The organism is Sphingopyxis sp. MG (assembly GCF_002953155.1).
Taxonomy (GTDB): domain Bacteria; phylum Pseudomonadota; class Alphaproteobacteria; order Sphingomonadales; family Sphingomonadaceae; genus Sphingopyxis; species Sphingopyxis granuli.
This window is the reverse complement of record NZ_CP026381.1, coordinates 677,671-694,031: the sequence shown is the minus strand read 5'-3', so window position 1 is coordinate 694,031 and position 16,361 is coordinate 677,671. Positions and strand designations below refer to the sequence as shown.

Genomic DNA, 16,361 nt, shown 5'->3' with positions numbered 1-16,361 from the left:
ATAGGCATAATATCGGCACTGACCAGCAGGAACGAGCATGAGCGACGCGGGCGGCAATACGGGCGGGGACGACAACGGCACGACGCCGAACCCCTTCATCCCCTCCCCCGACGACATGCAGCATTGGGCGAGCGTGATGGCCCGCGCGCAGCAGATGATGCTCGACCATGCGATGGGGCAGGCCGGGGCTGACAGGCAGACCGACAAGGATGGAAGCGCGGGCGCGGCGTCGCCGTTCGACCCCGCCACCTGGCTGGCAAACCCCGCGGCGCAGATGTGGGCCGAACAGAGCGCCAGGATGTGGGAACAGGGGGTGCAGTTCTGGTCGTCGCTCGCGACGCTGCAACCGCCCTTTGCGCCCGCGGCACCGGCCGACGCACCGAAGGACCGGCGCTTTACCGATCCCGACTGGACACAGAACCCGGTGTTCGCGCTGATTCGCCAGACCTACGGCCTGCTATCCGACCAGATGCTCGCCACCACCCGCCAGCTTTCGGGCCTCGACCCCGAAGCGCGCGCGAAGCTGGAGTTCGCGGCGAAGGCGACCGCCGAGGCGCTGTCGCCGACCAACCTTGCGATCACCAATCCCGAGGTCATCAAGCGCGCGGTCGAGACGCGCGGCGAAAGCCTGCTCAAGGGGCTGAAGCACATGCTCGCGGACCTCGCGCGCGGGCAATTGAGCCATGTCGATACCGACGCGTTCGAGGTCGGGGTCAATATCGCGACGACTCCCGGCAGGGTCATCCACGAAACCGAACTCTACCAGCTCATCCATTATGCCCCGACGACCGCGGAGGTCTTCACCGTCCCGCTCGTCATCTTCCCGCCATGGATCAACCGCTTCTACATCCTCGACCTCAACCCGCAGAAAAGCTTCGTGCGCTGGGCTGTCGATCAGGGATTGTCGGTGTTCATGGTGTCGTGGAAATCGGCCGACGCCTCGATGAAGGACGTGGTGTGGGACGATTATGTCGCGGCGCAGGTCGATGCGATCGACACGGTGCGCGACCTGCTCGGCGTGCCGCACGTCCATACGATCGGCTATTGCGTCGCCGGGACGACGCTCGCCGCGACGCTGGCGATGCTCGCGGCGCGGGGCGAGGCGGACAAGGTCAGGTCGGTGACCTTTTTCACCGCGCAGGTCGATTTTGAGCTCGCGGGCGACCTCAAGCTGTTCGTCGACGATAGCTATCTCGCGCTGCTCCAGCAGTTGTCGGCGCCGGGCTTCCTCGATGGGCGCTACATGGCGGCGACCTTCAACAGCCTGCGCGGCCGCGACCTGATCTGGAACTATGTCGTCAACAATTATCTGCTCGGCAACGACTATCCGCCCTTCGACCTGCTCTACTGGAACGGCGACACGACCAACCTGCCCGCGAAGTGGCACCGGCAATATCTGGTCGATCTCTATCGCGACAACCGCCTCGTCCTTCCCGGCAGCCTGTCGGTGTGCGGCACGCCCGTCGACCTCCGCAAGATAGAGACCCCCGCCTATATCCAGGCGGGACGGGAGGATCATATCGCGCCGCTCGCCAGCGTCTGGCGGCTGATGGACCATCTGTCGGGTCCCAGGACCTTCGTGCTCGCCGGATCGGGGCATATCGCGGGCGTCGTCAACCCGCCTGCGGCGCACAAATATCAATATTGGACCGGCGACAACGACGCCAAATCGCTCGCCGAGTTCGAGGCCGGCGCGACCGAGACCAAGGGAAGCTGGTGGCCGCACTGGATCGGCTGGATCTCGGCGCAGGACGGCAAGAAAACGGCCGCCAAGGGCGCGCGCATCCCCGGCAAGGGCAAGAAAAAGGCGATCGAGGATGCCCCCGGCCGCTATGTCAAGCAGCGGTAATATCGCGCGAATATAGCGGCCCCCGACAGGCGCCACGAATTTTTTGTGCAGCGCACAAAAAATCTCTTGAAATCGACGACTCCCTCCTATATTGTGCACTGCAACATAAAGGAGTTGTTTCGATGGCTACCAAGATGGACAGTGCTGAAAAGGCTTTCGAAGCCGCGACGCTGGAAACCGCCGCCAAGCCGGCGACTCCGGTTGCCCCGGCCGTGACCGCAGACGCCGCCCCGGCGCCCGCGAAGGCCGAAGCGCCCAAGACCCCGACCGTGAAGGCGAAGGCCAAGCCGGTCCAAAAGAAGGCCGCGAAGCCGGCCGTCAAGAAGGTCGCCCCCAAGAAGGCGGCTGCCAGGAAGACCGCCCCCAAGGCCGCGCCGAAGCCGGTCGCCGCCGCCACCAAAGGATTCAAGACCATGAACGACACCGTCAAGAAGTTCGCCGACGAAGCCAAGACCCGCGTCGAGACCCTGACCGCCGATTTCAACCAGCGCGCCAAGGATGCGATGGCGAAGTCGGGCAAGATCGCCGAAGAGGCCGCCGAGTTCAACAAGGCGAACATCGAAGCGATCGTCGAATCGGGCAAGATCGCGGCCAAGGGCTTCGAAACGCTGGGCCAGGAAGGCGTTGCCTTCGCCCGCAAGAGCTTCGAGGACACCACCGCCGCGCTGAAGGGCTACACCACCGTCAAGTCGCCGGCCGAGTTCCTGAAGCTCTATGCCGAGAACAGCAAGAAGGCGTTCGACGCCGCCGTCGCGCAGACCTCGAAGACCAGCGAGCTGGTCGTCAAGCTGGCGAACGACAGCTTTGCGCCGATCTCGAACCGCGTTTCGGTCATCAGCTCGAAGATGAAGGCAGCCTAAGGGCCTTTTTCTTCCCGGTTGGTGCGGGCACTCCCCCTCCTCTCCCCGCCCGCGCCGACACTCCCAAGACCGCTCGCTTCCTTTTCGGAAGCGGGCGGTTCTTGCTTTCGCCGGCCCTTGCGGCGCGGCGAATTAACCACCCCTCCCTCTTGCGATTCCGGCTGGGCTTGCGATATTCCCCCGATGATGCTTCCCGCTTCGATCCCGCATCTGGTCCACGCGATGGCGGACAAGGACGATGGCGCGCCCGGCACCCCCGGCGTCGGCATCGCGACGCGCACGCGCGCGAAGCCCAAGAAGCCGTCGATGTACAAGGTGCTGCTGCTCAACGACGACTACACGCCGATGGAATTCGTCGTGATGGTGCTCCAGCGCTTCTTCAACATGGACATCGAGCGCGCGACGCAGGTGATGCTGCACGTCCACCAGCAGGGCGTCGGCGTCTGCGGCGTCTTCAGCTACGAGGTCGCCGAGACCAAGGTCAACCAGGTGATGGACGCGGCACGGCAGAACCAGCACCCGCTGCAGTGCACGCTGGAGAAGGCGTAAACGGTTCATCCCCTCCCGCATGCGGGAGGGGCAGCGAGGGTTGCGAGCTTGCTCGCTACTCGCAGCGGGATGGGCTGCAATGCGCGCACCATTACCCTCTCCACTGCGACTAGAGCATCGAGCGTTAAATCTGACCCATCGTCCCGTTCGTGTCGAGCGCAGTCGAGACACCCATCAGCGTGGCGCAAGGTCGATGAGTGTCTCGACTTCGCTCGACACGAACGGATAAGGGGCGTTGCAGATTCATGGCACGCCGCTCTAGCGGCAAGCCGAAGGGGAAATCAACCGCCCGAACGCGCCGCCTGTTCGGCCCGGAGCGCGGGCGACGGCTCGCCTTTCAGCTCGCCATAGCGCAGCGGCTCGCCGCACCCCGGACAGATCGTCGCCGTCCCGACATCGGCGCCGCACGCGCGGTGCACATAGCGCATCGCCGGCCCGCCGCCCGTCTCGCCGGGCGTATAGGCCCAGCGCTCGGCCCAGCCGCGCAGGGCATAGAGCACGTCGAACAGATCCCTGCCCTTGGCGGTCAGCCGATATTCGTGGCGCGGCGGCCGGTCGCGATAGGCATGGCGCTCGATCACCCCTTCCGAAAGCAACCGCTTGAGCCGCGCCGAGACGAGCTGCGGCCCAAGGCCGGTGGTCGCGACGATCGTCTCGAACCGCCGCCGCCCGAAGAACAGCTCGCGCAGGATCAGCAGCACCGCCCGGTCGCCGAGCAGCTCGGCCGAGCGGCCGAGCGGGCAGAAGGTGTTCGACAGGTCGGTGCGTTTGGGCAAACTCTAGCCCCTCCTTCGTTCGTCATTCCCGCGAACCCGGGCACACCTTTATTATAACTCGGTCGGTGGTCGGCTGTGGGTTGTCGTTCACAAAGTCGAGAATTCCCATCAGTGAGCCGTGGAGGGTCGCGTGAACCTCGCCGCGCTTCTCGCCGGGATGTAGCACAATTTTGCCTACGAGCGAGCGAATGTCGCTTGAGGCATCGAGCCGCGCTTGCGGGTCTTTGAGCGTTTCCGTGAGCTTGGTAACCTTGCGCTTGTAGATTTCAGCAATGCCGGGATGGATATCGGGGATGCCCGCTGGCGCTTCGGCCAGCCGCGCGTTGACCTCATTCCGCTCGCGTTCCAGTTCAGCCATGCGCGCTTTCATAGACGGCTGATACAGCCCGTCCTCTATCGCGGCCATGATGCCCGCGACGGCCTTGTCGATCCGCGCCAGCCCTCTCCGGTCAGCTTCGATCTGAATGCGCCGCTCGCGGTTCTCTCGGTTGATATGCGTGGCATAGGCGGCAACGGCGGCGTCGATCTTGTCAGCCGACACCAGCCGCTCGGCAATGCCGGCGAGCGCCCGGCGTTCCAGCTCCTCGCGCCGGATCGTCCGGCCGTTGGTGCAGTTCCGGCTGCGATGATGACCAATGCAGCCGTAACGATCGGTCGTGACGATCGCATAGTTGCCGCCGCATTCGCCGCATTCGAGAAGACCCGACAGGAGATAGGCCGGACGCCGCAACCCATTGACGCTTCGTGCCTGGGCCGCTTCCTTGTGGCCCGCGTAGCGCGCGGCGAGTGCTTCCTGCTGATGCTTGACCGCGTCCCATAGCTCATTGCTGACGATACGCAGTTCGGGCGCCGCCTTGCGCACCCATTCCGATTCCGGGTTGAGCCGGGTGACGTCCTTGCCGGTGGTCGGGTCTTTCACATAATGTTTGTGGTTCCAGACCCGGACGCCGACGTAGAGTTCGTTGTTGAGGATGCCGAGGCCGCGGCGCGGTGTGCCGCGGATGCTGGTATCGCGCCACGGCTTTCCAGAAGGCCCCGCTATGCCATCCGCGTTGAGGTCGCGCGCGATGGCGATCGGGCTTTTTCCCGCCGCAAATTCGCGAAAGATGCGTTCGACGATCGACGCCTGCGCCAGATCAATTTCACGCTCGCCGCGAACCAGCTCGCCTTCGCTGTTCAGGCGCCGCACCATGCGGTAGCCATAGCCGACCGCGCCAGCGGAAAAGCCCCTCTCAACCCGCCCGCGCAGGCCGCGATGCGTTTTCTTCGCAAGGTCTTTCAGGAACAGCGCGTTCATCGTGCCCTTGAGCCCGACATGAAGCTCGGAGATTTCACCTTCGGCGAGGGTGATGAGCGGCACCCGAGCGAACTGGAGATGCTTGTAGAGCGTTGCGACATCGGCCTGATCGCGCGACACGCGGTCGAGGGCTTCCGCCAGTACAATATCGAATTTGCCCGCCTGCGCATCGGCCAGCAGCCGCTGGACACCGGGACGCAGGATCATGCTCGACCCTGAGACGGCGGCATCTTCATAGATACCTTCGACCTGCCATCCCTCGCGTGTCGCACGCTCGCGGCAGAGGCTAAGCTGATCGGCGATCGACGCCGCATTCTGCTGGTCGGAGGAATAGCGGGCATAAAGCGCAGCACGGATCATGGCGTTTCCCCCTTCTGTCACGCAGCTTTGGTCAGCATGAAATCGACGTGGACCGCATCATAGGGAAAGACAATGCCGCGCTCGGCACGGTCGATCACCCCGGCCGCGAGCAGCGCCTGGACATCGCCATGCACCGCCTTGACGTCGCGCCCGACGCGCCGCGCGGCTTCGCGGATCGACATCACGCCTTGCCCCGTCATCGCCTGAAGCAGTTCCCAGCGTTTGCGCGTCAGCGTCTGCCAGAGCAGGTCGGTCGACCCGAAGGAATAATGCGCGCCCTGCGCCTTGCCCTCGAACGCCGCCAGCGCACGGGCTTCGACCGCTTCGCGCGAAGCGACGGATAGCGTCACGATGTTCATTCGGGTTTCCATTTGTCCACGTCCTTCCAGAAGTCCGCCAGCAAGGCTGCCGGTGTGGTGAAGGCATAGGGCGTCTCGCGCTTGCCGACATGGCGGTGATCGCCTTTGCCGGCCTCATTGTCGTAGCGCAGCACGCAGATGCCGCCGACGACATAAGCGAGGGCATATTTGAGATCATGGTTCGACCCCGGCACGCGTCGCGGCACGCGCCATATCCGCAATTCCACGAACGCCTCGGCGCCGAGTTGATGACGCTCGTGAAGAAGCGGCTCCGCCTTCATGTTGGATTTTCTACCAACGATCAGCCCCGTTGTCAATGACTCCATCAACCTTTGTCGATGGGATCATTGTCATTGGCGGCGCACAGCGCACGAATATGCTCGCGCGCGATGTGGCGGCCGATCGCCTCGGCGATGCGTGTCAGCGCGGCATCGACCTCGGCGGCGCGCAGCACGGGCGCATTATCGTTGGTTGGAACGATGCCTCGTTCGGGCTGCGCATCATCCTCGTGCATCGCCGGTCCCCGCGTCATCATCATTATCCGCACGATAGGCGGCGGGGTTGGCGACCCAGCGGTCGATAGCGGATTCGTGCCATCCGGCCCCGTGGACGCCAAGCTTCTGCTGCCGCGGGAAGGTGCCCTCGGCGATCTTGCGATAGATGGTCGAGCGCGACAGTCCGGTGCGATCTTGGACGGTCTTGATACGGATAATTCGTTCGGGAGCGGGCACGGGGACTACCTCCAACACCTGATGGTTAATGACGCCCCTTGCGGACAGACTTCAACGGTCGAGGCCCGCCGTTCAAGTGCTTCTTCGCTGCCGCTCGGCGCAATCGAAGCATAGGATGCAAAGACAAAAGATAGCCCACAATAGCGCATAAACGGCAGCGCGCGGCGCGAAGAGGCAGGAATAGGAAAGCTTCGCGCACAATAGCATTGGTTCATACAGGTGGTGCGAATGGATAATCGCTTTGCGGCGCCGGTTCGAATCATACGCAGACTCTAGCATTCGGTGGTCTGCCCGCCGCGAACCAGTCTGCGTCAGCCTGTCCGGCCCGTGCAACAGAGGAGGCATTGCTGTGCCGATCGGGGCACGTATCGACGCCGCGGTGCCGATAGCTCTTGCCAAGGACCGGAGATTGGCTGAAGATTCCAGCAATGCGCACCGACGTCTATCATCTACCAGCCGCGAAGCAGCGCGAGCTTGAGCGCATCGTCGAGATATTGTTCGACGAGTTCGGCCAGGCGACCGAGAATGCGACCGGGCGCCGCAAGGGCGCGCGCATTCTCAAGATCGTCCTGTTCGGCAGTTACGCGCGCGGCGATTGGGTCGATGCACCCGCATCGGCAAACCAGTATAAGTCCGACTATGACATCGTCGTCATCGTCAGCCAGAAGGAATTGACCGACCGCGCCGCCTATTGGGCGAAAGCCGAGGAGCGGCTCATTCGCGCCTATACCATCGAGAAGACGCTAAGGACGCCGGTCAATTTTATCGTCCATTCGCTGCATGAGGTGAACGATGGCCTCGCGCACGGTCGCGTCTTTTTCATGGAGGTTGCCAAGGACGGCATTGCGCTTTACGAAGCCGATGGCCGGGAACTGGCGACGCCGAAGCCGAAGACGTCAGAGCAGGCGCTGGAAACAGCGAAGGAATACTTTGAGGACGGCTTCCCATCGGCAATGAAGCGGTTCGAGATTGCCAGATTCGACATTGAACGCGGCTTTCTTAAAGATGCTGCGTTCGACATGCACCAAACGGTCGAGCGCCTTTACTCCTGCCTTCTACTCACGGCGACATTCTACACGCCCTATAACCACAATATTGCCTTCCTCCGATCACTCGCTGAGGGGCTGGACCGACGCCTCTACGGTATCTGGCCAGAGAATAATCGCCGCGAACGCGCAATGTTTCAGAAACTGAAGGAAGCTTACACCAAGGCGCGCTATTCAAAGCATTATCGGATCAGCGAGGAAGAACTGGCCTGGCTCGGCGAGCGCGTCGAGGAACTTGGCTGCGTCGTCCATCAAATCTGTTCGGACCACATCGCCACATTGGCAAAAGCGGTACACCAATAGCTCTCTCCCGAGGCTCCGGCGTTTCTGGCATGGTGTCATGCACGGGATAAAATGACCAGAGACGTTCCAGCGGGATTGTCCCGCCCGCATCATTCAGGCCCGGCCGATGGTCGAACAGTCGGCGCACGCCGCGCGGGCGGCACGCAACGGACACCGCTCGCACATCTGCGCGGCCACCCAGCAATGCAATTCGACGCGGGCGCGGGAGGGATCAATGAGAGGTAAGCATTGCGCCGAACGAGATGAGCGCCAGCAGGCCGACCGGGACGAAGGTCGCAAACGATGAGATGTCCTCGCCGGTTACCGCGAAACGGGCTTCGTTCGCCAGTGCGGCGGCCGAAGCCATGGGAGGCTTGTGGTTCTCGCCAGGACGAACCGGACCGTCGGCCGGATGAGCGTTGGAACGGGCAAATGCATTCGTTGACATAATCACTGTCCTTCAAGGCGAGACATGTCGCCAATGGATAAATGGGATCGGCGCAGCCCGGCCGTTCGGTCGGACGCGCGGCTCACGGTCGCGGAAATCAGCCGAATAGCCACCACAGCGCAGTGGCCGCCGCCGTGACGGGAAAGAAGAGAAGCACGGACAGCGCGGCGATCGACGGGTAGAGCTTGTCGCCATGGTCGCGATAAAATGCGGCCAGCTTGCCTGATAATCGTTCGTCGGCGGCAATCACCGCCTTGTCGATCGGCGGCAGGGCGGGGAATATCTCGATCAGCCGCGCCAACTCCTGCTCACCGAGCCGAGGATAACGGGCGAGCAGATTTTCGGTCTCTTGCGTCCTCTGTGACGCTCCCCGCAAACGGGAATAAGCTCTGGTTGCCATGTCTGGAATCTCCTTTGCGCAGCATTAGCGCCCGCGCGGGCGTGGCTGCATGGGTGGGAAAGGGTTTGCCCTGCATCGGAAGAGGATATGAGCCGCGGCCGCGGAGGACCGCATTCGCGCTCGGATGCATGCACCGGACGCAGCCTGGCACGGCGTGCGTCCGGCTAAGCGCCAATCAGTAGGCGCCCACAGTTCCAGAATTTAAGAGAAACAGACATTGTGCCCCTTAGATAGGGGGCAAATATGCATTATCAAGCTCACTGGTAGATAAAAAGAGCGCGACGCTCTTCCACTTGTGTGACAGCACATAAATCGCAAGCCATAACGTCCGAATAATCGATTCTTTTCCGGCCGGCCGGTCAATATTGCGGTATTGGATCAATTGTCCACAAATAGACCATCTCTCGGCGGCTTGCCGAAACTCCGTATTTCTGACACAATCCCCGTTACAGGATGGAGAGACTGGCGGCCATCCCGAGGAACGTCCTGCCAGGCATCATGTAGGTTCGGCCACCGCGGTCGGGCAGTTGCTGTAAGCCGCTAGGGCGGCACAAGAACAGCGGACACCGCTTGCACATCCGCGCTCGACGCGTGGACCGCTGGTGTGTGAGCTGCAAATGACTATCCCAACGAACGACGTCTACGCGCGCGAGGTCGTGATGGCGCGCGTCGGCCATCTGATCCGCCGCAAGCAACAGGAGATCGAGCGCATCACGCGCATCCTGCGCGCCTGTTTTGATCCCGAACAGGTGCAAGCGCCCGAGCCGGGCCAGATCAGACGCATCATCCTGATCGGCCCCTATGCACGGAAGAGCTGGTATGAAGATCGGCGCACGATCGATTTCTCCGATTACGAACTGTGGATCGTCGTCAACCATCCGCTGTTCAAGGAAGAGTGCTGCTGGAACCGTGCCCGCAACGTGATCCAGCGCGAGATAGGCAACCGCTGCGCTGTCGCCCTCGACCTTTACTCCAAAGCCGACGTTCGCATCGCGAAAGCCGAGCGCGACACCTTCATCCTCGACCGGATCGAGGCGGGCATCACCCTCTATCGTGCCTCGCGCCATGCGCCGCTCCATCCCCGCGAACGGAGGCGCTGACCATGATGCACCTCTATAATCGGCGGATCGAAGCGGTGGAACTCCTGCCTCCGCTTCCACGCGCCCTGTTTCTGCTCCACAATTTTTTCGGCCTCGATGTCGATGTATTGGCCGAGCGGATCGGTACGGATCGCGACACCATCGCTGCTTGCCTTGTCGACGCGCGCGCGATCGTTCGTGCGCATGTCTGCTATAGCGAACCGGTCCCCTGCGTTGGGCCGGCGACTGCCGCCTTGCAGGCGCGGTTGCGGCAGGACTATCGGCGCTCGCTCGAATCCGCTTTCGCTGAGAGCGGCTATCGGGGCGAGATCATATGGCCCAACCCGATCGCCGACATCCGGGCCGACCAGGACGCGGCGGCTGCGTCCCTCGTCCCGCAGCTACCGGCCGCACTGCGCCGAGCGGTCGCCCGCTCGCACCGGGCCGGCGTCGCCACGGTCGATCTCTGGCGCACCGTGTTGCGGTGGCGCCGGTATCGGCGCGAGCGTCTGCTACGTGTCACGGAAGCACTCCGATGCGCGGGGTGGCAGCCGTTCGACGAATGGCTGGCGGAGTGCCTGATGCCGGGTCGGCGCTATCCGCATGGCTATGCGGAACATCGGCGGCGTCGGCGTCCCTTACCCGACGAAAGACCGCCGACAGAAGCCGAAAGGAACGGCGAAGAGGTCGCCGACACGGTGCAGATTCCCGAGCCGCTGGCCAGTCAGCCCGAACGCACGCGGCAGGTCTGGATATTGTTCAACTGCTACGGCCGTTCATCCGAAGAGATCGCGCGGCGGCTCGGCATCAGCCGCAGACGCGTCAAACGCCTTCGCGAACAGGCCGATTATGCGATCATCGGCATGAGCCATCCGTCGCTTGGCGAACGCATAAGGTTTGACGTCATGGTCATGCGGCTCGGCCTGCAACTGAAATGGGAAATCATTCGGTCCGCTTTTCTATGAATGGGCGGATACAACATCATCGCGCGCTTGAAGCGACGACAACATCTGTGCATGTCATGTTTAGCAATAGATCCCTAATAATACTGCGCCGATGGAGACAGAAATGGACGATCAGGAATCGCTGGTAACGCTGACGGCCGACATCGTCGCCGCGCATGTCAGCAATAATAATGTCGCGGTCCCCGACTTGCCGCTTCTCATCCAGACCGTGCACGGCGCCCTTACCGGACTTGGCGAGACCGCGGAGCCCGAGATCGAACAGAAGCCCGCCGTGTCGATCCGCGCGTCAGTGAAGCCCGATTACATCGTGTGTCTTGAGGACGGCCGTAAGCTCAAGATGCTGCGCCGCCACCTGATGACGCGCTACGGCATGACACCCGACGACTACCGCGCCAAGTGGAACTTGCCGGCAGACTACCCGATGGTTGCACCGAACTATGCCGAACAGCGCAGTGCGCTGGCAAAGAAGATCGGCCTCGGCACCAAGGGACGTGGCGGCGGCCGCAAGAAGACCATCTCCCTCTTCAAGAAATAGCCGTCAGCCTTCGGCAGCCTGGCTGTCGAGTGCATCGGCGATCATCGCTGCAAGCGATTCCTCGGCACGGATGCGGACAACCGCATCCTTGCTGTCGAGGTCGCGCCGTATCCATTGCGGCGCGCGTTCGATCACCCGAAGAACGGTATTTGCCAGTTCCTGTGTCATGGGACGCCTATGGCAGCCCGGCCGCCATCGGGCAATGTTGCCGGCGTAATATGGGACGCGTTCATCGATGCCCAGACGGCAAGGGAGTCACGCCAAAAGCCGGCGTCACAACGCTGTTCCAGACGTCCAGTCCGGACGGCCCGCCGCGCTTCACTTCGATCTCGGCCAGCGTTTCGCAAGGTTGCCGGATCAGGACCGGAACGAAGCGCATGTGCAGCTTTGGCATTATGACATCGCGCGCCGGGAATGTTTGATGGAATCCCCTCAGGCTCGGGTCGAGGCGATGATGCAAATAAGGGTCGTGCCAGCCTTCGGCGTCGGCGAACAAGTCTCTCACTCGATCATCGACAATATCCTCGACGCGCGCCTCGACTTTCGAGGCCTCGGAACCCGCCAGAACGACGCCCGGAAGGAACGGCAGGATCGCCGCGTCCCAGCGTTGGAGCGCTAGGGTTGCATCGATGATGAGAAAGGGCGGCGCGCAGACCATGCATGACCGGCGGCAGCATCAGCGTCAGGGTCGCGCTTGAAAGCGATCGTCCGCATTGTTCGCCTGCCCTGATCGGGCACTTCGAGGACCACCGATCCGAACAGGCCAAAACTCCAGATCTGCAGCAGGTCGAGCATTCGCGTCATCATGGAGCAGACGGCGAGGCAGCGGCCGTGTGCGTCGTGGGCAGCGAAGGTCTCGCGCAGCAGATGGGCGAGTTTCGGGACGACCGCGCGGACACGGGCCTCATAGACCGGAGACATTGGCCGCGTGAGAACCCACTGCGCATATCGTTCGAGATAGGCGGGGTCGGTGTTTTCGCGGGCAAGAAAGCCAAGCTGGTCATAGAAACCGAACCTATCCGGATCGATCCCCGACACTTCAAGATCGGCCGTCAGCAATGCGTGCTGCCCGACGGTGAACATCGTGTGCCTTTCGTTATCGACCATCGCCTTGTCCTCGTGCCGGGACGGGTGAAGAACGTTCATCCCGGGCGGCCTCCTGTTCGGCTTCGAACGCCCGCTTGCCTTTGCGTTGCCAGCGGACCAGCGCGTAATCGCGATCCTCGCCGCGGAGCTTGTCCGCGACCGCCAGGAAGGCGCCGTAGAGCGTGGCGCGATCGTCGCCGGCCAGATCGACAAGCCCCGCCTTCACGACGAGACCGCCGAGTTCGATTAATTGCTTCGTGCGCTCGCGGCGCTTCACGACCCATTCGCGCATATCGGTCCGAGCCTTTCGTGCCTCAACGCGATGCCGCGCCGCCTTCGAGCGGTAGAGTGCCTTCCGGCTTCTGTTCAGTTCGCGGCGCAGGCTTTCGCGCCTTACCTTGAAAGAAGGCCGCGCCCGCCTTGCGCCAGGCCTCCTTCGCGCCAGCGTCTTTCGTCGCGACGACACCGAGCAATGCGCCGGCGAGCATGTCAGCATCGAGCGCGTCGGCCCCGGTTGCTGCGACCAGTTCGCCAAGCTGGCGCACACGCCGTTCCTTGAGAGTCTTCGCCTTGTCTGCGAGCGCCTTCAGCTCTGACTCAAAATCGCGGGGTTTTCGCATCGCAAGTCTCCATTGAGTGTCGATGCGACCATGATAGAAGAGTGACACCGGTGATGCAGTAGTGTCGCCGGGACAGCCTGACACCACCTGGTCCCTGCGAAGAATTTATTCGAGAAGGGCGCGCTTATACGTCGTGCCGACGTGGCTTTTGAAGTGTAGATGGATTGCCGCAATGGCAATCTATCACTTCTCGGTCAAAGTCATCAGCCGCGCCGCGGGTCGTAGCGCCGTGGCAGCCGCCGCCTATCGGTCCGCCGATCGGCTGCACGACGAGCGGCTCGATCGCGCGCATGACTACACCAACAAGTCTGGCGTCGTGCACAGCGAAGTGCTGCTTCCCGAGAACGCGCCCGATGAATGGCGCCACCGCGAGCGGCTGTGGAATGACGTCGAAGCGTTCGAGAAGCGCAAAGACGCGCAGCTATCCCGCGAGGTCGAGTTCGCCATCCCGCGCGAGCTGACGGAGCGCCAAGGCATCGAACTGGCCCGCGACTTCGCACAAGCGGAGTTTGTCGAACGCGGCATGATCGCGGATTTGAATGTGCATTGGGATATCGGCGCGGACGGCATGGCGAAGCCGCACGCGCATGTCATGCTGACCATGCGCGAGGTCGGCGGGGATGGGTTCGGCGCGAAGGAGCGCGACTGGAACCGCACCGAGCTTGTCGAGCAGTGGCGCGAGCGTTGGGCCGATCATGTCAACGCTCGCCTCGCCGAACTCGACATTGACGCCCGGATAGATCACCGTTCGCTGGAAACGCAGGGCATCGGCCTTGAACCGCAGGACAAGATCGGCGCCGCAGCTTCGCGCATGGGTGAGCGCGGGTTGGAATCCGAACGCATCGAGGATCATCGCGCCATTGCGCAGCGCAACGGCGAACGCATCATCGCGGAGCCGCGCGTCGCGCTCGATGCGATCACGCACAGCCAAGCCACATTCACGCAGCGCGATATGGCGATGTTCGTGCATCGGCACACCGACGGGAAGGATCAATATGACCGGGCAATGAGCGCCGTTCGCGCGGCGCCCGATCTTGTCGCGCTCGGCAAGGACGGACGCGGTGACGATCGGTTCACATCGCGTGAGATGATCGACACCGAACAGCGCTTGCAGCGTGCCAGCGAACTGATCGCGGAGCGCGAACGGCATCGCGTCGATGAGAAGGCACGCGAAGCGGCGTTGGCGCAGGCGGAAGCACGCGGCTTGTTGCTGGCCAGCGAGCAGCGCGCGACGTTCGATCATGTGACGGGCGAGCGGGATTTGAGCCTCGTCGTCGGCTACGCCGGGACCGGCAAGAGCGCGATGTTAGGCGTGGCGCGCGAGGCATGGGAGCGCGCCGGGTATGAGGTGCGCGGTGCGGCGCTGTCGGGCATTGCAGCCGAAGGGTTGGAGCATGGTTCGGGCATCGCCTCGCGCACCATTGCCAGCCTTGAATATGGGTGGTCACAGGACCGCGACCTGCTCACTTCGCGCGATGTTCTGGTGATCGACGAGGCGGGCATGGTGGGCACGCGCCAGATGGAGCGCGTGCTGTCCCATGCCGCCGATGCCGGCGCCAAGGTCGTGCTGGTGGGCGATCCGCAGCAGTTGCAGGCGATCGAGGCGGGCGCGGCGTTCCGCGCGATCCACGAGCGCCACGGCGGCGTCGAGATCACCGAGGTGCGGCGTCAGCATGAGAGCTGGCAGCAGCAGGCCACGCGGCACCTTGCCACGGGGCGAACCGGCAAGGCCATCGATGCCTATGCGACACGCGGCATGGTCCACGCCGCCGAGACGCGCGAGGCGGCGCGCGGTGAGCTGATCGAGCGCTGGGATCGCGACCGGCAGGCGGACCCCGGCGCCAGCCGGATCATCCTTACCCACACCAATGCCGAGGTGCGTGAGCTTAACGAAGCGGCGCGCGATGCGATGCGCGCCAGCGGAGATCTTGGCGCGGACGTTCACCTCAAGGTCGAACGCGGCGACCGGGATTTTGCGGCGGGCGACCGCATCATGTTCCTGCGCAACGAACGCAGCCTTGAGGTCAAGAACGGCACGCTTGGCACCATTGAGCAGGTGAACCGGCAGGGCATGACCGTCCGCACGGATGACGGGCGCAACGTCGCGTTCGACGTGAAGGACTATCGCGACCTCGATCATGGCTATGCCGCCACGATCCACAAAGCGCAGGGTTTGACCGTGGATCGTGCCCATATGCTCGCGACACCGGGGGGTAACAGCCACCTGGCTTACGTCGGACTGTCGCGGCATCGCGAGCGCGCTGATCTCTATTATGCGCGCGAGGACTTTGCCAATCAAAATAGGCTTGTACGAGCCCTGTCGCGCGATGGCGCGAAGGACATGGCGAGCGACTATGCGGTCCGCGATCCGGCGCAGCAGTTCGCCGAGCGGCGCGGCATCGGCGTCCGCGAGCGCGTTGTCGAGATGGTCAAGGCCGTGCCCGAGAAGGCGCGCGGCATGTTCGATGGGTTGCGCCTCTCGCTGCCTGGTCAGCAGCGCGATCAGGGGATGTTCGCGGGCTTTCGCCCGCCGGAACGGAAGAATGAGCAGGCGCAGGCCGCGCCCTCCCATGCGTCCAGCCAGCGCCGCGCCGTCGAACGCTACGCCCGCGCGGCGAACGAGATCAATCGGATGCGCGACCGGGGCTTGCCGGTGCTGCCTCACCAGCATGACGCCCTGAACAGGGCGGGAGAGGCGCTGGAGGCGATCCGGCCCCATGCCTCCACCGATTTGGGCAATGCCTTCCAGCGCCAGCCGGAACTCATCCATGAGGCCGCGGAAGGGCGCGGCCAGGCCGCGGTACGTGCGATGAACAAGGAAGCCGAACTGCGCGCCGACCCATTCCAGCGCGCTGACCGCTTTGTCGAGGGCTGGCAGCAGCTTCGGCAGGCGCACGAGGACTTGCGCCGCGACGGCGACCTTCGGGGCGCGAAGCGGGTCGGTCAGGAACTGGCGGGCATGGCGAAAAGCCTCGAACGTGACGCGCAGATGGAATCGCTGCTCCGCGGGCGGCGGCACGAACTCGGCATCGGAACGAACATGGGCCGCGACGTCGCGCACGACCTTGCGGCGTCGGTGCCGATTGACCGCGCCCGCGACCTTGGCATGAGCCGATAGG

At 63.4% G+C, this 16,361-nt stretch carries 21 protein-coding genes; 8 read left to right on the top strand and 13 right to left on the bottom strand.

The genetic code is table 11. The annotated features are described in order from the left end of the window. Positions 1-37: 37 nt before the first annotated feature. The 3 genes from C3E99_RS03145 (at position 38) to clpS (ending at position 3,258) form a co-directional block, all read left to right on the top strand. The gene (locus C3E99_RS03145; RefSeq protein WP_076074366.1) at positions 38-1,849 is read left to right on the top strand and encodes a PHA/PHB synthase family protein; all 1,812 of its coding nucleotides are present in this window, start codon (positions 38-40) and stop codon (positions 1,847-1,849) included. Between the two features lie 122 nt (positions 1,850-1,971). Further along, positions 1,972-2,709, top strand: coding sequence for a phasin family protein (locus C3E99_RS20270; protein ID WP_104959390.1), 738 nt, complete (start codon positions 1,972-1,974; stop codon positions 2,707-2,709). Between the two features lie 183 nt (positions 2,710-2,892). Continuing rightward, a complete protein-coding gene (gene clpS / locus C3E99_RS03135) occupies positions 2,893-3,258 on the top strand; it encodes an ATP-dependent Clp protease adapter ClpS (RefSeq protein WP_067113696.1) in 366 nt (121 codons plus the stop codon). Between the two features lie 281 nt (positions 3,259-3,539). Here the strand turns inward: clpS and C3E99_RS03130 are convergent, their stop codons facing one another. The 6 genes from C3E99_RS03130 to C3E99_RS03105 are packed head-to-tail and all read right to left on the bottom strand — an operon-like array spanning position 3,540 to position 6,781. Next, positions 3,540-4,034: a winged helix-turn-helix transcriptional regulator gene (locus C3E99_RS03130; RefSeq protein WP_076077627.1), complete on the bottom strand. Its 495-nt coding sequence runs from the start codon at positions 4,032-4,034 to the stop codon at positions 3,540-3,542. A gap of 22 nt (positions 4,035-4,056) precedes the next feature. Continuing rightward, entirely contained in the window at positions 4,057-5,691 is a 1,635-nt protein-coding gene (locus C3E99_RS03125; RefSeq protein ID WP_067182192.1) for a recombinase family protein, read from the bottom strand. Between the two features lie 17 nt (positions 5,692-5,708). Continuing rightward, positions 5,709-6,062: an HVO_A0114 family putative DNA-binding protein gene (locus C3E99_RS03120; protein ID WP_234002576.1), complete on the bottom strand. Its 354-nt coding sequence runs from the start codon at positions 6,060-6,062 to the stop codon at positions 5,709-5,711. Beyond that, positions 6,047-6,331 (bottom strand): toxin-antitoxin system TumE family protein, encoded by a 285-nt coding sequence (locus C3E99_RS03115; RefSeq protein WP_067182197.1) that lies wholly within the window; start codon positions 6,329-6,331, stop codon positions 6,047-6,049. The genes C3E99_RS03120 and C3E99_RS03115 overlap by 16 nt, the downstream gene beginning before the upstream one ends. A 44-nt stretch (positions 6,332-6,375) precedes the next feature. After that, positions 6,376-6,564 carry a hypothetical protein gene (locus tag C3E99_RS03110; RefSeq protein ID WP_234002575.1) on the bottom strand — a complete coding sequence of 63 codons (189 nt, stop codon included), beginning with the start codon at positions 6,562-6,564 and terminating at the stop codon, positions 6,376-6,378. Beyond that, positions 6,551-6,781, bottom strand: coding sequence for a helix-turn-helix transcriptional regulator (locus C3E99_RS03105; protein WP_067186968.1), 231 nt, complete (start codon positions 6,779-6,781; stop codon positions 6,551-6,553). The genes C3E99_RS03110 and C3E99_RS03105 overlap by 14 nt, the downstream gene beginning before the upstream one ends. 428 nt (positions 6,782-7,209) lie before the next feature. On the opposite strand from C3E99_RS03105, the gene C3E99_RS03100 reads away from it, so the two are divergent. After that, complete coding sequence (locus C3E99_RS03100) at positions 7,210-8,130, top strand: nucleotidyltransferase and HEPN domain-containing protein (protein WP_067182202.1); 921 nt, start codon at positions 7,210-7,212, stop codon at positions 8,128-8,130. A 211-nt stretch (positions 8,131-8,341) separates the two neighbouring features. Here the strand turns inward: C3E99_RS03100 and C3E99_RS19620 are convergent, their stop codons facing one another. Further along, positions 8,342-8,557: a hypothetical protein gene (locus C3E99_RS19620; RefSeq protein ID WP_148650817.1), complete on the bottom strand. Its 216-nt coding sequence runs from the start codon at positions 8,555-8,557 to the stop codon at positions 8,342-8,344. Positions 8,558-8,654: 97 nt separating this feature from the next. Then, entirely contained in the window at positions 8,655-8,957 is a 303-nt protein-coding gene (locus C3E99_RS03095; protein WP_158682086.1) for a hypothetical protein, read from the bottom strand. A 617-nt stretch (positions 8,958-9,574) separates the two neighbouring features. Here C3E99_RS03095 and C3E99_RS03090 point away from each other — a divergent pair. The 3 genes from C3E99_RS03090 to C3E99_RS03080 all read left to right on the top strand — a co-directional run bounded on the left by C3E99_RS03090 (position 9,575) and on the right by C3E99_RS03080 (position 11,536). Continuing rightward, positions 9,575-10,057, top strand: coding sequence for a hypothetical protein (locus C3E99_RS03090; protein ID WP_234002574.1), 483 nt, complete (start codon positions 9,575-9,577; stop codon positions 10,055-10,057). A gap of 2 nt (positions 10,058-10,059) precedes the next feature. Continuing rightward, the gene (locus tag C3E99_RS03085; RefSeq protein ID WP_067182213.1) at positions 10,060-11,001 is read left to right on the top strand and encodes a sigma-70 family RNA polymerase sigma factor; all 942 of its coding nucleotides are present in this window, start codon (positions 10,060-10,062) and stop codon (positions 10,999-11,001) included. A gap of 103 nt (positions 11,002-11,104) precedes the next feature. Next, positions 11,105-11,536 carry a MucR family transcriptional regulator gene (locus tag C3E99_RS03080; RefSeq protein ID WP_404950406.1) on the top strand — a complete coding sequence of 144 codons (432 nt, stop codon included), beginning with the start codon at positions 11,105-11,107 and terminating at the stop codon, positions 11,534-11,536. Between the two features lie 3 nt (positions 11,537-11,539). Here the strand turns inward: C3E99_RS03080 and C3E99_RS19945 are convergent, their stop codons facing one another. The 5 genes from C3E99_RS19945 to C3E99_RS03060 all read right to left on the bottom strand — a co-directional run bounded on the left by C3E99_RS19945 (position 11,540) and on the right by C3E99_RS03060 (position 13,242). Next, on the bottom strand, positions 11,540-11,704 hold the full coding sequence (locus C3E99_RS19945; protein ID WP_172709630.1) for a hypothetical protein: 165 nt from the start codon (positions 11,702-11,704) through the stop codon (positions 11,540-11,542). Between the two features lie 61 nt (positions 11,705-11,765). Further along, positions 11,766-12,194 (bottom strand): hypothetical protein, encoded by a 429-nt coding sequence (locus tag C3E99_RS19615; protein ID WP_148650819.1) that lies wholly within the window; start codon positions 12,192-12,194, stop codon positions 11,766-11,768. Beyond that, positions 12,152-12,643 carry a hypothetical protein gene (locus C3E99_RS03070; protein WP_067182222.1) on the bottom strand — a complete coding sequence of 164 codons (492 nt, stop codon included), beginning with the start codon at positions 12,641-12,643 and terminating at the stop codon, positions 12,152-12,154. Before C3E99_RS03070 ends, C3E99_RS19615 begins: the two co-directional genes overlap by 43 nt. Beyond that, positions 12,633-12,914, bottom strand: a complete 282-nt coding sequence (locus tag C3E99_RS03065) for a conjugal transfer protein TraD (protein ID WP_067182224.1) — start codon at positions 12,912-12,914, stop codon at positions 12,633-12,635. Before C3E99_RS03065 ends, C3E99_RS03070 begins: the two co-directional genes overlap by 11 nt. A 22-nt stretch (positions 12,915-12,936) precedes the next feature. Further along, the gene (locus C3E99_RS03060; RefSeq protein ID WP_067182227.1) at positions 12,937-13,242 is read right to left on the bottom strand and encodes a conjugal transfer protein TraD; all 306 of its coding nucleotides are present in this window, start codon (positions 13,240-13,242) and stop codon (positions 12,937-12,939) included. Between the two features lie 172 nt (positions 13,243-13,414). Here C3E99_RS03060 and traA point away from each other — a divergent pair, with 172 nt between their 5' ends. Further along, entirely contained in the window at positions 13,415-16,360 is a 2,946-nt protein-coding gene (traA, locus tag C3E99_RS03055; protein ID WP_104959389.1) for a Ti-type conjugative transfer relaxase TraA, read from the top strand. Position 16,361 lies beyond the last annotated feature (1 nt).